The organism is Microbacterium sp. Be9 (assembly GCF_011754135.1).
Classification (GTDB): Bacteria; Actinomycetota; Actinomycetes; order Actinomycetales; family Microbacteriaceae; genus Microbacterium; species Microbacterium maritypicum_A.
This window is the reverse complement of sequence record NZ_WNWT01000004.1, coordinates 1,150,634-1,164,491: the sequence shown is the minus strand read 5'-3', so window position 1 is coordinate 1,164,491 and position 13,858 is coordinate 1,150,634. Positions and strand designations below refer to the sequence as shown.

The window sequence follows — 13,858 nt, the reverse complement described above, 5'->3', positions numbered from 1 at the left end:
TGCCCCCGCTGGGACTCGAACCCAGACTGAAGCGATTTTAAGTCGCCTGCCTCTGCCATTGGGCTACGGGGGCCTCGCCGCCAGCCTATCGCCGTGCCCGCATGCGACGCGGTGCCGCAGGGGGTGATCCCGAGTCCGATGAGGCCTTAGGGTGGGGGAGTGCTCGACCTCATCGACGAACTGAGCCCCGTCCATGGTGCGCCCGCGGTCGCCCCCGAGTGGGAGGACCCGGCCCGCTACTGGCCGCGCCTGTCCGCCGTGACCGGGCATCTCCCCGCCCCGGTCGCGGTGATCGACAGGGAGGCGCTCCGCTACAACGCCATGGACCTTCTGGTGCGGGCCGGCGGGCTGCCGATCCGTGTCGCCTCGAAGTCGGTGCGCGTGCGATCCGTGCTCGATGCCGTGCTCGCGCTGCCCGGGTTCCACGGCATCCTCGCCTTCACGCTGGAGGAAGCGCTCTGGCTCGCCGAGACGCACGACGACATCATGCTCGGCTACCCGACCGTGGATCGCGGAGGACTGGAACGGCTGTTCGCCGACGAGCAGGCCGCGCAGCGCATCACCCTGATGGTCGACGACCTCGTGCATCTCGATCTGATCGACAGCGTCGCCGGCCCGGGGTCGCGACCCGAACTCCGCGTCGCGATCGACGTCGACGCCTCCTGGCGCTCGTCGCTCCTCGGCCACATCGGCGTCCGACGCTCGGCGCTGTTCAGCGCCGGAGAGGTGGCGGCATTCGCTCGCAAGGTGGTCGCGCGGCCAGGGTTCCGGCTCGTCGGACTGCAGATGTATGACGCGCAGATCGCGGGACAGGGCGATGACGCCGGGCCCGATGCGCCGTTGATCCGGATGGTGCAGGCCCGCTCGCGCAATGAGCTGCGGGAACGCCGGGCAGCCATCGTCTCCGCCGTCGGCGCGATCGCTCCGCTGGAGATCCTCAACGGCGGTGGCACCGGATCGCTCGAGTTCACTGGAAGCGACGAGTCCCTCACCGAGGCGAGTGCGGGGAGCGGGCTCCTGGGCGGCCATCTGTTCGACGGGTACCGTTCGTTCCGACCTGCTCCAGCCTCGGCGTTCGCGTTCGACGTGGTGCGGCGCCCGGCCGTCGACATCGCCACCGTGCTCGGCGGAGGCTGGATCGCCTCCGGCCCCGCAGTCGCGTCCCGTCAGCCGCGTCCCGTATGGCCGGAAGGGCTCCACACGCTCTCCCGGGAAGCGGCTGGAGAAGTGCAGACACCGCTCCAGGGGCCGACGGCCACGTCGCTGGGCGTGGGGGACCGGGTCTGGTTCCGTCATGCCAAGAGCGGCGAGCCGGCCGAGCGCATCGAGAGTTACCACCTGGTCTCGGGCGACGAGATCATCGACGAGCTGCCGACCTACCGCGGCGAGGGAAAGGCCTTCCTGTGACGAGAATCGGCGGCACCTGGCAGAACTGGGGCCGCTCGGCCTCGGTCCGACCCGTGCGTGTGGAGCGTCCGCGCAGCCCGGAGGGCGTGCAGCGCGCGGTGATCGCCGCAGTCAAGCACGGGTTGCCGGTGAAGGCCGTCGGCGCCGGTCACAGCTTCACGGGCATCGCGGTGGCCCCGGGCGTCCTGCTCGAGCTCGACGACCTGCAGGGCCTCGTCTCCGCGGACGCCGCCACCGGGCGCGTGACGTTGCTCGCCGGCACTCGGCTGCACCGCATCCCGGCTCTGCTCGCGCCCTACGGGCTCGCGATGGAGAACCTCGGCGACATCGATCGGCAGTCGATCGCCGGTGCGATTTCGACGGGCACGCACGGAACGGGAGCCGGATACGGCGGCCTCGCGACCCAGGTGGTCGGTGTCACGATGGTCACGGCGGCCGGCGAGTTCCTCCGCATCGACGAGGAGCACGAGAATGAGCTCCTGCCCGCCGTGGCGTTGGGCCTCGGCGCGCTCGGCATCGTCGTCGAGGTGACTCTCCAGTGCGTGCCCGCGTTCGTCATGCACGCGATCGACGAGCCGGTGGCCCTGGACGAGGTGCTGGCCAGCCTCGACGAGCGCGTCGCTGCCGCCGATCACTTCGAGTTCTACTGGTTCCCCCACACCGATGTGGCCCTGACCAAGCGCCAGACGCGCATGCCGGAGGCGACGGTCCGCAAGCCGCTACCGGCGGTCGGGCGATGGATCGATGAGACGCTGCTCTCGAACGGCGTGTATCGCGTGGTGTGCGCGGCGGGCCAGGTCATCCCCGCGATCACTCCACCCTTCAGCCGGCTCGCCGTCAAGCTCACGGGCGATCGCGAATACACCGAGCTGTCGCACCGGGTGCTCATCCAGAGCAGGACCGTGAGATTCCGCGAGATGGAGTACGCGATCCCCGCCGAGAACGCCGTGGCCGCCTTCCAGGCGGTCCGGGCGCTCATCGACCGACGAGGGTGGCGGATCGAGTTCCCGATCGAGGTGCGGTTCGCGGCCGCCGACGACCGCTGGCTGTCGACGGCCCATGGGCGTGCCAGCGCCTACATCGCCGTGCACCGGTACTGGCGAGCCGACCCCACGGAGTACTTCGGTGCCGTCGAAGAGATCATGCACGAATACGGGGGACGCCCGCACTGGGGCAAGCTCCACACGCTGACCGCGGAGACGCTCCGGGAGCGGTACCCGCGGTTCGACGATTTCGTCACGCTGCGCGATCGCCTCGACCCCGAACGTCGATTCGCCAACCGCTATCTTGAACGGGTCCTCGGCAGCTGATCGGTCTGCGGTTGTCGCCGGGCATGCCCAGTCCACGTGCAGGCTGCGCGTCTAGGATGAGAGAAACACGAGGAAGGGTGGGCCTCTGATGGAATGGCTCGTGCCGGTACTGATCGTTGTCGGAGTGATCCTGCTCGTCGGCATCTATCTGTGGGCCACGTACAACTCGCTGGTGCAGCTAAACGTCCGCGTCGATGAGGCGTGGAGCGGAATCACGGTGCAGCTGAAGCGACGAGCCGACCTCATCCCCAACCTGATCGAGACGGTCAAGGGATATGCCTCCCATGAGAAGGCCGTCTTCGAGAACGTGACTCGTGCGCGTGCCGAGACCCTGTCGGCGGGAGGCCCCGGGGAAGCGGGCATCGCCGAGGGACACCTGCAACAGGCTCTGCGCAGCCTGTTCGCGGTCGCCGAGGCGTACCCGCAGCTGCAGGCGAGTACGAACTTCCTCCAGGTGCAGCAGGCACTGGTCGACACCGAGGACAAGATCCAGGCCGCACGCCGTTTCTACAACGGCGGTGTGCGCGAGCTCAACACCAAGATCAAGGTGTTCCCGAACAACCTGTTCGCGAAGGGCTTGGGCTTCTCCGAGCGGGAGTTCTTCGAGGTCGCCGACAGCAGCGCCATCTCCGAGCCACCGCGCGTGCAGTTCTGATGACCTCCGCCTGACCAGACCCCGCTCACCACGGTGAGAGGACGAGGCCGTCAGTGGTGAATGAGACGTCGCCGCGCAGGCTCCAGGAGTCGGTGCGATACGTGGTGGTGCGACGTTCGCCGTTCTGGCCGGTCCCGGTGACGGTGGCCACGAGAACTCCACCCTCCGCTGTGAAACCGGCTGGGGAGAGCGCGATGGTCGGTGACTCGTCGATCCGATAGCGGATGCCGGTCACATCGCGGAACTCCGTCCCCCAGGGGATTCGGATTCCGCAGCCCTCCGCCTCCGTGGTGGCTGGGGCGGTACAGGTCTCGAGGAGCTCGTCGAGCCTGTCCTGTGCGGCAGCAGTCGCTTCCGGGCGCACGGCGACATCGACCGTCGCCGTGGTCTTCGCGCCGGGCAGCACCGACACCGATCTCTCGCCGTCGAGCAGCGTCGTCGGCGCGACAGCCACGGTGTAGGTCGCAGGCAGCAGCGGAACACCCTTCCCTGCCGGAATGGTCGCGTCGCCGATCGCCACGTCGGAGCCGATGCCCGACTCGATGGTCAGGCTGCCCAGACCCGCGGAGTCGACGATCCAACGGTCCTCCACGACGCCGAGGCTCAGCTGCGCCTCCTGCTCCGCGCCGTCCAGGCGGAACGAGATGTCGGCGACGGCGGATGCTCCGTCGGTGTCTTCACGGACGCGCGTGACCTCCGCATCCTCGATCAGAGAGGTCGCGGCGTCGAACGCGTCGAGGGCGGTCGTCGAGACCTTCATCCCGGTGGCCGCCACAGCACCGGCGTCGCCGGATTCCAGGGCGTGCAGGTAGTCGAGTGCCGCCTCCTCGGGAGTGGACGAGTGGGCTGTCGACTGCCAGATCCACAGGCACGCGGCGGCCAGGACGAGTCCCGCGGCACCGCCGATGAGCCACCAGCGCGCCTTTCTCACGTCCGGCTCTCCCGCGCATGCAGATGACGGCCCACGGCACGGCTGTTCGCCAGCGCTGCATGCAGGGCATCGGTGGCGTCGCCCCAGCCGGAGACCGAGACGTTCTCCAGACCCTGCCACCCCGCCGCGAGGGCGAGCTCTGCCGCGATCGGTTCCGCATCGCCGGGGCGCGCCTGCGGTTCCCACCAGGCGGACTGGACCTGCAGCGTCGACGTCGCGCGGTCGGCCTTGAGGTCGACCCGCGCCACGATGCGGTCGCCGACGAGGACGGGCAAGGAGTAATAGCCGTACCGACGCTTCTCCGCCGGCACATAGATCTCGATGCGGTAGTCGAGTTCGAACGCGCGGAGTGCTCGATCGCGGAACCACACGACGGGGTCGAACGGGGTCAGGATCGCGGCCGCATCGATTCCCCGGGGAAGCACCGCGTCACGATGCCGCCAGGCCGCGAGCGGACGCCCGCCACGTTCCCAGCCGCGCACCTGCACCGGCTGCAACTCGCCCGCATCGGCGAGGTCGGCGATCGAGCGGGCGACGGCCGCCCGGTCGCGGATCCGGTAGTAGTCTGCGAGGTCGGACTGCGTCGCGACACCGCTCGAACGGGCCGCGCGACGCGTCAGCTCGAGAATCGCATCGGCGCGGGAGACCTCCTCCGAGCGGATGCCGTCGGGGATCACATGCTCGGCCAGCGCATACGTGCGCTCGAAACCGCGGCGCCCGCTGATCGCGACGTCGCCGACACGCCACAGGTGCTCGAGGGCGAGCTTCACATCGTCCCAGTCCCACCACGTTCCCCGCTCTCGGGGTGCATCGGCGCGGAGGTCGGCCGGCCGCAGCGGCCCACGCGCGCGCAACTCGTCCTGCACCCACTGCACCGTGCGCGCGTTGCTGCTCATCCAGGAGTCCTCGCCGGCCCACCGCCGACGGAAGTCCTCCATGCGGAACCGCCACAGCGGCCAGTCCTGGATCGGGATGAAGGTCGCCTCGTGCGCGAGGTACTCCACGTAGTGGGTCGTGCGGGAGAGGAAGACGCGGTCGAGGAGAGCGGGTTCATACGCGCCGAGTCGCGAGAACAACGGCAGGTAGTGGGACCGGGCGAACACGTTGACCGAATCGATCTGGAGCACCCCGAGCCGGTCCATGACCCGGTGCACGTGCCGCCCCGTGACCGATGCGGGGCGGGTGCGTGTGAAGCCCTGAGCAGCCAGAGCGATGCGGCGTGCCTGGGTGGAGCTGAGGGTGTCGGTCACACGGCCAGGGTATCTCCGGCCGCCGACATGCCACCCCCCGGAGAAAGGATGCGTCCGACGGCATACGGCATGACCGTAGACTTGGGCGATGAGCGAGGACCAGCGACCCCGGCTGCGAGATCTGTTCCGTCCGCGCCCGGTCTCCACCGACCGCACCGTGACGACCGAGGCCGACGAGGCGGTGCCCCTGCCCCTGCGGATAACGGCGGGATATGCCTGGCGGCTGCTCCTGATCGCCGCCGCGATCGGCGTCTTCATCTGGCTGGTGATGCTGCTCAAGCTCCTCGTCATCCCGCTGATGGTGGGCATCCTCATCACGGCGTTGCTGTGGCCGGCGTTCTCGTGGATGCTGCGACGTGGTCTTCCGCGCTGGCTGGCGATCGCGCTCTCGCTGATCGGCACGGCCGCCATCGTCACCGGATTGATGTGGCTCGTCGTCTGGCAGGTGCGGGCTCAGCTTCCCGACGTGCAGGCGCGCTCGACCGAAGCGTTCGATCAGTTCCAGGTGTGGCTGCACGACGGTCCGCTGAACCTCTCGGACACGCAGATCGCCGACTACCTCCAGCAGGGTCTGGATCTCATCAGCGAGCAGGCGCAGGTCCTCTGGACGGGCGCGCTCGCCATCGGCACGACGGTCGGTCACGTCGCCACGGGCGCCCTGCTCGCGCTGTTCATCCTCATCTGCCTGCTGGCCGATGGTGCGGGGATCTGGCGCTGGACCCTCAAGATCTTCCCGCGTCGCGCCCGCCTGGCCGTCGATGGTGCCGCGCGCAACGGCTGGACCACGATCGTGAACTACGCGCGCACCCAGCTCTTCGTGGCCACCATCGACGCGATCGGCATCGGCCTCGGGGCGTTCCTCCTCCAGGTGCCCCTCGCGCTCCCGGTCGCCGTGCTCGTCTTCCTCGGCTCGTTCATCCCGATCGTGGGTGCGGTGGTGACCGGCGCCGTCGCCGTGTTCCTCGCGCTCGTGTACAACGGTCCGTGGATCGCGCTCTGGATGCTCGTGGTGGTCCTCGCCGTCCAGCAGATCGAGGGGCATATCCTGCAGCCGATCATGATGGGTTCTGCGGTCAAGGTGCACCCGCTCGCCGTCGTCCTCGTGGTGGCGGGTGGCGCGATGATCGCCGGCATCCCCGGCGCCCTCTTCGCTGTGCCGCTGGCGGCCTTCGTCAACGTCGCCGCGGTGACCATCAGCTCGGGCTCCTGGCGCACCGGCGTCGGGCCGAGCGGAGACCTTATCTGGAGCACAGTTCCGCGCGAGCGGAGACGGAGGAATCGATGAGCGCAGTCCCCAGCCTGACCGAGTTCGAGCACGCCGCTCAGAGTCTGGCTGAGGTGATCTCGCACACGCCGACGCTGCCCTCGCGAGCCCTCTCCGACATCCTCGGAGCCCCCGTCCTGCTGAAGATGGAGAATCTCCAGCGCACCGGGTCGTTCAAGATCCGCGGGGCGGCGTACCGGCTGTCGAAGCTGAGCGCCGAGGAGCGCTCGCGCGGCGTGGTCGCGGCGTCCGCGGGAAACCATGCGCAGGGAGTGGCGCTCGCCGCGCAGGAGCTCGGCATCCCCGCCACCATCTTCATGCCGTTGGGCGTTCCCGTGCCGAAGCTGCTCGCCACGCGTGGCTACGGAGCGGAGGTCGTGCTGGAGGGCGAGACGGTGGCGACATCCCTGCGTCTCGCCGCCGAATTCTCGGAGCGTACGGGGGCGGTGCTGATCCACCCGTTCGACCACCGCGACGTGGTGATCGGGCAGGGAACGCTCGGTCTCGAGCTTCTCGAAGATGCACCCGATGTCGACACCGTCGTGCTCGGCATCGGCGGGGGAGGTCTCATCGCCGGCGTCGCCGCGGCGGTGAAGGCACGCGCCGCCGAGCTCGGGCGCACGGTCCGCATCATCGGCGTGCAGGCCGAGAACGCGGCCGCGGTCCCGCCCTCGCTCGAGGCCGGAGAGCCCGTCGACATCGTGACGCGACCGACCATCGCTGACGGCATCCTGGTCGCTCGACCGGGCGCGGTCCCCTTCGACATCATCAAAGAGCTCGTCGACGAGGTTGTCACCGTCTCCGACGATGACCTGGCGAGGGCCATCCTCATCCTGCTCGAGCAGTCGAAGGTCGTGGTGGAGCCCGCCGGTGCGGCCGGTGTGGCGGCGATCCTGGCCGGCAAGGTGTCGGCCATCGGGACCACGATGGCCGTGTTGTCGGGCGGGAACATCGATCCGCTCCTGCTGCAGCGCGTGGTCTCCCACGGACTCGCCGCCTCCGGTCGCTATCTCACGATCCGCATCCCTCTGCCCGACCGTCCCGGCCAGCTGGCCCGCGTGTCGGAGCTCATCGCCGAGGCCGGTGCGAACGTGATCGAGGCGATGCATACCCGCCACGGCCACGGCCTCCAGATCAGCGAGGTCATCCTCGAGCTCAGCGTCGAGACGCGTGGACCTGAGCACTCGGAGCACACGCTCGACACGCTGCGCCGCGCCGGCTTCGAGCCCATCCTCGTCCCCGATTGAGCACACCGATCGATCACGCAGAAGCGCCCCCGCGTCCGACAGGATGCGGGGGCGCTTCTGACAGGATGCTCAGCCCGTGTAGGTCTCGACGTTCACGATCTCGACGCTGATCGATCGCCCGTTGGGAGCCTCGTAGGAGGACTTCTCGCCGACCTTCAGGCCGAGGATGGCCTGACCGAGGGGGCTGGCTTCGCTGTACACGTCGAGGTCGCTGCCGGCCGCGATCTCACGGCTGCCGAGGAGGAAGACCTCTTCACCGCCCGCGACGAGGGCGGTGACCACGGTGCCGGGCTCGACGATCCCGCGGCTGGCAGGAGCCTCGCCGACCTTGGCGGTCTTCAGCAGGCCTTCGAGAGTGCGGATGCGCGCCTCCTGCTTGCCCTGCTCGTCCTTGGCGGCGTGGTATCCGCCGTTCTCCTTGAGATCGCCCTCTTCGCGGGCCGCCTCGATGCGCTTGGCGATCTCGTCGCGGCCGAAGGTGGACAGGTGCTCCAGCTCGGCGACGAGCCGGTCATACGCTTCCTGCGTGAGGAAGGGAACCTGAGCATCGGTGGACATGACGAAGCTCCTTCTTTCGGGATCCCTCCGGCATGCTGCGGGGGATATGCCAAGACGCCCCGGCACGGTGCCGGGGCGTCGTCTTGTCTGGCACGAGTCTAAGCGACCCAGCAGGCGTTCACCAAACCTGTGGTGGCTGCCGAGACGGTCGGAATGGTGACGGAGCGGGCCTGGGAGTGGCTGTCTCCGGCCTCGATCTCGACGATCTTCCAACCCACTACGCCGAACTCCTCGTCGAGGGCCTCCACGGCGCACACGACATCCTTGCCCTGCACGCCGGTCACCTGGAAGCTGATGTTCACGGAGTGCTCGTCGACGAGTTCGAAGCCCAGGTCGTCCGCGTCGACGGACGCCATCGACTGGGCGACGGTCATCCAGCTGAACGCGCCCACGATCAACAGCGCGATTACGCCACCGATGATCCACGGCGTCCGGCGTCGTCGGGTTCGGCCATAGCGTTCGTCGAGCTCTTGTGCGGTCGTCACAGGTGGGTCTTCCGGTCGTTAGGCTGGTGTTACCAGGTTATGCGACCTGCGTACGAAAGGCCGATTCATGTTCTCTCTGTCCGAGACCCCGATGCCGACGCCGAGCATGACCGTCGATCCGGTGTCGGTCACCCCGGGGTTCGTCGGCTTCGCCGCGATCGTCGTGGTCGTGATCGCGGTGATCCTGCTGATCTGGGACATGAACCGTCGCATCCGCCGGGTCCGGTACCGCGAAGAGGTGCGTGACGAGCTGGACGCCGAAGAAGCGGCGCGGGCCGAGGGCGGTGCCGCTGCACCCGGAGCGAACGAATCGACAGCCGACGGCACGACCTCAGCGGAGGGCGAAGGCGACACGCCCGCTCGCTGACCGACCGCTACGGTGCGCCCAGCGAGGGCGACAGCGGTGACAGCGCGATGAGCAGGCACGCGGTCCAGTGGCACAGGAACGCGAGCACCGTGCACACGTGGAAGATCTCGTGGAACCCGAAGTGCCCCGGCCAGGGGTTGGGCTTCTTGAGCGCGTAGACGACGGCGCCCCCCGTGTAGAGAAGGCCTCCCACGATCACCAGCACCATCATCGCGAAGTTCGCGTTCATGAGGTCGACGATGTACATCACGGCCGCCCAGCCGAGCAGCAGGTACAGGGCGACGTAGAGCCAGCGCGGCGCGTGGATCCAGAAGACCCGGAAAAGGATGCCGACGAGGGTTCCGCCCCACACCAGGCAGAGGAGCAGTACGCCCTTCGCGGGCGGGAGCGCCAGAACCGCCAGAGGAGTGTAGGTACCGGCGATCAGCAGCAGGATGTTGGCGTGGTCGATGCGCTTGAGCAGCACCTTCACCTTCGGCCGCCAGTCGATGCGGTGGTAGAGCGCCGAATTGCCGAAGAGCAGCAGCGAGGTGAGCATGAACACGGCGGAGGCCCACTTCGCCGGGGCGCCATCGGCCACGACGATGAGGACGATGCCCGCGATCAGAGCCACCGGGAACGTGCCGGCGTGGATCCATCCGCGCCAGGTCGGTTTGACCTCGGTCGCCGCATCCACGGCGGCCGCTTCGAGCAGGGGCAGCTGGGGGACGTCGGGGCCGGAGGGCTCGGGAGTGCTCACGTGCTCACTCTAAGCCGACGCGCATACCCCACAGGGCACATATCCTCAGCGCGCACACACGATGCCGCGGGCCTCGACACGGTAGCGTAGGGAGGTGATGTCACGCGAGAGCCCGGGGCGAGGGCCGCTGTATCGGCTCTACACCAGCCGGCTGCGTCGCCACCTCGATCCGGCCAGCGTGCCGCATCATGTTGCGATGATGATCGACGGCAACCGTCGCTGGGCGCGTCAGCTCGGACTGGACACGCCCGCAGAGGGCCACAGGGCGGGCGCCGCCAAGATGCGCGAGTTCCTCGGCTGGTGCGACGAGCTCGGTGTGCGCGTGGTGTCGCTGTATCTGCTCTCGAGCGACAACCTGCGAAAGCGCGATTCCGCGGAGCTCGCCGACCTCATCGAGATCATCGCCGAACTCGCCGAGGCTCTGTCCCGTGAAGGCAACTGGCGGGTCAAGCACGTCGGCCGATCCGACATCCTCCCGGCGGAACTCGCGCGCGTCCTCTCCGACGCCGAGAAGCGCACGAAGGATCACACCGGATTACACGTGAATCTCGCCGTCGGCTACGGCGGACGCAATGAGATCGTCGACGCGGTGCGGAGCATCATCACGAAGCACGAGGCATCCGGCGGCACGCTGGAAGACCTCGCCGCCCATCTCACGCCCGAGATGATCGGCGAGCACCTCTACACCGGCGGTCAGCCCGATCCCGACCTGGTGATTCGCACGAGTGGGGAGCAGCGGCTGAGCGACTTCCTGTTGTGGCAGAGCGCGCACAGCGAGTTCTACTTCGTCGAGGCGCTGGGTCCTGATCTCCGACAGGTGGACTTCCTCCGTGCGATCCGCGACTACGCCGATCGGGACCGACGCTTCGGGCGCTGAACGGGTGTCGGGAGGCCGGGGACCAGGGACCTGTGAGCCGTGCCACAATGACGCAGTGAGCACTTTCCGGGACTATGTCGACACGTTCGACACCGAGTCCGGCTATCTGAACTGGGCGGCCTTCGGTCCGCTGTCGCCGTCCGTCCGTGAAGAGGTCTTCGCCGACGCCGATCTGCTCGGCAGCGGGCGGCCGTCATCGCTCTCCCTGGTCGCCGAGCGCATCGGTCAGGCCCAGGAGCTCGTCGCCGAGCTGCTGGACGCGGAGGCCGACGACGTCACTTTGCAGCCGTCGTCGACCCACGGGCTCATGCACGCGCTGTTCGGGCTCTCCGGCGACGTGATCGCGAGCACCGCCGAATTCCCGAGCGTCAGTCTGACCCTGGAGCGCGCATCCACGGCATCGGATCGAACGGTCGCACCGCGCTGGATCACACCCGACGACGGGCGGGTGACACCCGACACCGTGATCGAGGCCCTCGATGACGAGGTGGTCGCGCTGGCGGTGAGCCACGTCGACTTCCGCACCGGATTCCGCGTCGATCTCGCGGCGCTTCGCGAGTCGATCGGGCCCGACCGCCTGCTCATCGTCGACGCCGTCCAGTCGTTCGGTGTGATCGACGCCGACTACTCCGCTGCCGACGTGGTGGTCGGACACGGCTACAAGTGGTTGCGCGCGGGTCGTGGCAGCGCCTTCGCGTGGTTCTCGCCCCGTGCACGAGAGCGCATCACCCCCGTGTTGTCCGGTATCACCGGCACGACGGCTGCGGGGCTGTTCGTCGACGAACTGCCTGCACCTGCGCCGTCGGCCCGCGCCTTCACCGTGAGCCAGCCCGACACGCTCGCGGCCGGCCGACTCGCGATCGGCGTGCGCGACGTGCGCGATGCCGGCGTCGACTCGATCGAGGAGCGGCTCGCCCAGAACGTCGACACCGTGATCGAGATCGCCGACCGCCACGGCATCGAGGTGAGCTCCCCGCGCGAGCGCAGCCGGCGTGCGGGCATCGTCGCGCTCGCTCCGGAGGAGCCCGCGCGACTCGCCGCGGCACTCGCCAACGCCGGAGTGGTCGTCACGGCACGGGGTGCCTCGGTGCGGATCGCGCCGCACGCGGGCACCGACGCCGCGACATTCGAGCTCCTCGACGATGCTCTGCGGGCGTTCGGCAACGAGACGTTCATCAGCGCGTAACGAATCATTGGCGTGTCGAATTCGGGTTAATCACCCGCACGGTCGTACGTTCTAGGCATCGGGCAAGGCGCCCGTTCGAGTCGGCCTCAGGTTGACGACTCGTGACCCCCTGGTCGACTCGTTCGAATAGCCGGGATTCCCCGGGTCGGGAGTGGGTCGTGACCACACGTACAGCGCAGCAGGCCACCAGCACCGCGCAGCAGTCCACCCGTAAGACGTCGAGCCGGGCATCGTCCGCCGATCCGGATCAGGATCTGCGCACGTATGTCCTCGACACCTCTGTCCTGCTGAGCGATCCGCAGGCGTTCTTCCGTTTCGCGGAGCACTCGGTCGTCCTTCCCGTCGTCGTGATCACGGAACTCGAGGGCAAACGCCACGACCCGGAGATCGGCTACTTCGCACGGCAGGCCCTGCGCCACCTCGACGACCTGCGCATCGAGCATGGACGGCTCGACTTCCCGGTGGAGGTCGGCGAGGGTGGCACGCTCCGCGTCGAGCTGGCGAACACCGACTCCTCCGTGCTTCCCGCCGGCATCCGCCTCAGTGACAACGACACGCGCATCCTCTCGGTCGCCATGCACCTCGCGCAGGACGGGCAGGACGTCACGATCGTCTCGAAGGACCTGCCGATGCGCGTCAAGGCCGCCTCTCTCGGCCTGCGCGCCGAGGAGTATCTGGCCGAGCAGGCGGTGGACTCCGGGTGGACCGGCATCTCGACGCTCGACCTCTCCGGTGACGACATCAGCGACCTCTACGAGAGCGAGGTCGGCATCAGCGAGCAGGCACGCGGTCTCCCGGTGAACACCGGACTGATCATCCACTCCGAGCGCGGTTCCGCGCTCGGCCGGGTCACGGGCGACGGCGAGTACCGACTGGTACGAGGAGACCGCGACATCTTCGGTATGCACGGCCGATCTGCCGAGCAGCGCATCGCGATCGACCTGCTGCTCGATCAGGAGGTCGGCATCGTCTCCCTCGGCGGACGTGCCGGTACCGGCAAGTCGGCGCTCGCGCTCTGCGCCGGGCTCGAAGCGGTGCTGGAGCGGCAGCAGCAGAAGAAGATCATCGTGTTCCGGCCGTTGTTCGCTGTCGGCGGGCAGGAGCTCGGCTACCTTCCCGGCGACCAGGGCGAGAAGATGGGGCCCTGGGGTCAGGCGGTGTTCGACACGCTGGGCTCGGTGGTGTCGGGAAACGTGATCGAGGAGGTCATCGAGCGCGGACTGCTCGAAGTGCTCCCGCTGACCCACATCCGCGGACGCTCCCTCCACGACGCGTTCGTGATCGTCGACGAAGCCCAGTCGCTCGAGCGCAACGTGCTGCTGACGGTGCTGAGTCGGATGGGCCAGAATTCCCGGGTGATCCTCACTCACGACGTCGGTCAGCGCGACAACCTCCGGGTCGGACGTCACGACGGAATCGCCAGCGTGATCGAGACGCTGAAGGGGCACGGCCTCTTCGGGCACGTGACTCTGACGCGCTCCGAGCGTTCGGCCATCGCCGCGCTCGTCACCGAGCTCTTGGAGGGTGGAGAGCTCAGCTGACGACGGAAACAGCGGATGCCGCGAGGAAGAGTCCTCGCGGC

General features: G+C 68.5%; 14 protein-coding genes and 1 tRNA gene. 9 read left to right on the top strand and 6 right to left on the bottom strand.

The window, feature by feature from the left end; translation table 11 throughout:
• Nucleotides 1-73, bottom strand: a tRNA-Leu gene (locus GLO27_RS09780).
• Between the two features lie 86 nt (nucleotides 74-159).
• On the opposite strand from GLO27_RS09780, the gene GLO27_RS09775 reads away from it, so the two are divergent.
• From GLO27_RS09775 to GLO27_RS09765, 3 genes are all read left to right on the top strand, one after another.
• On the top strand, nucleotides 160-1,407 hold the full coding sequence (locus GLO27_RS09775) for an alanine racemase (RefSeq protein ID WP_021199534.1): 1,248 nt from the start codon (nucleotides 160-162) through the stop codon (nucleotides 1,405-1,407).
• Entirely contained in the window at nucleotides 1,404-2,717 is a 1,314-nt protein-coding gene (locus GLO27_RS09770; RefSeq protein WP_167254599.1) for a D-arabinono-1,4-lactone oxidase, read from the top strand. Before GLO27_RS09775 ends, GLO27_RS09770 begins: the two co-directional genes overlap by 4 nt.
• An 88-nt stretch (nucleotides 2,718-2,805) precedes the next feature.
• Nucleotides 2,806-3,372 carry a LemA family protein gene (locus GLO27_RS09765; protein WP_021199536.1) on the top strand — a complete coding sequence of 189 codons (567 nt, stop codon included), beginning with the start codon at nucleotides 2,806-2,808 and terminating at the stop codon, nucleotides 3,370-3,372.
• Between the two features lie 25 nt (nucleotides 3,373-3,397).
• Here GLO27_RS09765 and GLO27_RS09760 read toward each other — a convergent pair whose 3' ends face one another.
• Both GLO27_RS09760 and GLO27_RS09755 read right to left on the bottom strand, forming a co-directional pair.
• Entirely contained in the window at nucleotides 3,398-4,303 is a 906-nt protein-coding gene (locus GLO27_RS09760; protein WP_167254597.1) for a hypothetical protein, read from the bottom strand.
• A complete protein-coding gene (locus GLO27_RS09755; protein ID WP_167254595.1) occupies nucleotides 4,300-5,553 on the bottom strand; it encodes a crosslink repair DNA glycosylase YcaQ family protein in 1,254 nt (417 codons plus the stop codon). Before GLO27_RS09755 ends, GLO27_RS09760 begins: the two co-directional genes overlap by 4 nt.
• A gap of 88 nt (nucleotides 5,554-5,641) precedes the next feature.
• Here GLO27_RS09755 and GLO27_RS09750 point away from each other — a divergent pair, with 88 nt between their 5' ends.
• Both GLO27_RS09750 and ilvA read left to right on the top strand, forming a co-directional pair.
• Nucleotides 5,642-6,838 carry an AI-2E family transporter gene (locus GLO27_RS09750; RefSeq protein ID WP_167254593.1) on the top strand — a complete coding sequence of 399 codons (1,197 nt, stop codon included), beginning with the start codon at nucleotides 5,642-5,644 and terminating at the stop codon, nucleotides 6,836-6,838.
• Nucleotides 6,835-8,064, top strand: a complete 1,230-nt coding sequence (gene ilvA, locus GLO27_RS09745; protein ID WP_021199540.1) for a threonine ammonia-lyase — start codon at nucleotides 6,835-6,837, stop codon at nucleotides 8,062-8,064. The genes GLO27_RS09750 and ilvA overlap by 4 nt, the downstream gene beginning before the upstream one ends.
• Before the next feature lie 69 nt (nucleotides 8,065-8,133).
• Here the strand turns inward: ilvA and greA are convergent, their stop codons facing one another.
• Together greA and GLO27_RS09735 are read right to left on the bottom strand one after the other, a co-directional pair.
• Complete coding sequence (gene greA, locus GLO27_RS09740; RefSeq protein ID WP_021199541.1) at nucleotides 8,134-8,622, bottom strand: transcription elongation factor GreA; 489 nt, start codon at nucleotides 8,620-8,622, stop codon at nucleotides 8,134-8,136.
• Nucleotides 8,623-8,720: 98 nt separating this feature from the next.
• Nucleotides 8,721-9,107, bottom strand: coding sequence for a DUF4307 domain-containing protein (locus tag GLO27_RS09735; RefSeq protein WP_021199542.1), 387 nt, complete (start codon nucleotides 9,105-9,107; stop codon nucleotides 8,721-8,723).
• Between the two features lie 67 nt (nucleotides 9,108-9,174).
• Here GLO27_RS09735 and GLO27_RS09730 point away from each other — a divergent pair, with 67 nt between their 5' ends.
• Nucleotides 9,175-9,474, top strand: a complete 300-nt coding sequence (locus GLO27_RS09730; protein WP_021199543.1) for a hypothetical protein — start codon at nucleotides 9,175-9,177, stop codon at nucleotides 9,472-9,474.
• Between the two features lie 7 nt (nucleotides 9,475-9,481).
• On the opposite strand, the gene GLO27_RS09725 is transcribed toward GLO27_RS09730, so the two are convergent.
• Entirely contained in the window at nucleotides 9,482-10,213 is a 732-nt protein-coding gene (locus GLO27_RS09725) for a hemolysin III family protein (protein WP_021199544.1), read from the bottom strand.
• A gap of 97 nt (nucleotides 10,214-10,310) precedes the next feature.
• Here GLO27_RS09725 and GLO27_RS09720 point away from each other — a divergent pair, with 97 nt between their 5' ends.
• The 3 genes from GLO27_RS09720 to GLO27_RS09710 all read left to right on the top strand — a co-directional run bounded on the left by GLO27_RS09720 (nucleotide 10,311) and on the right by GLO27_RS09710 (nucleotide 13,817).
• Nucleotides 10,311-11,090 carry an isoprenyl transferase gene (locus GLO27_RS09720; protein ID WP_029260386.1) on the top strand — a complete coding sequence of 260 codons (780 nt, stop codon included), beginning with the start codon at nucleotides 10,311-10,313 and terminating at the stop codon, nucleotides 11,088-11,090.
• Between the two features lie 55 nt (nucleotides 11,091-11,145).
• Nucleotides 11,146-12,276 (top strand): aminotransferase class V-fold PLP-dependent enzyme, encoded by a 1,131-nt coding sequence (locus GLO27_RS09715; RefSeq protein ID WP_167254591.1) that lies wholly within the window; start codon nucleotides 11,146-11,148, stop codon nucleotides 12,274-12,276.
• Nucleotides 12,277-12,530: 254 nt separating this feature from the next.
• On the top strand, nucleotides 12,531-13,817 hold the full coding sequence (locus tag GLO27_RS09710) for a PhoH family protein (protein WP_208323748.1): 1,287 nt from the start codon (nucleotides 12,531-12,533) through the stop codon (nucleotides 13,815-13,817).
• Nucleotides 13,818-13,858: the final 41 nt, after the last annotated feature.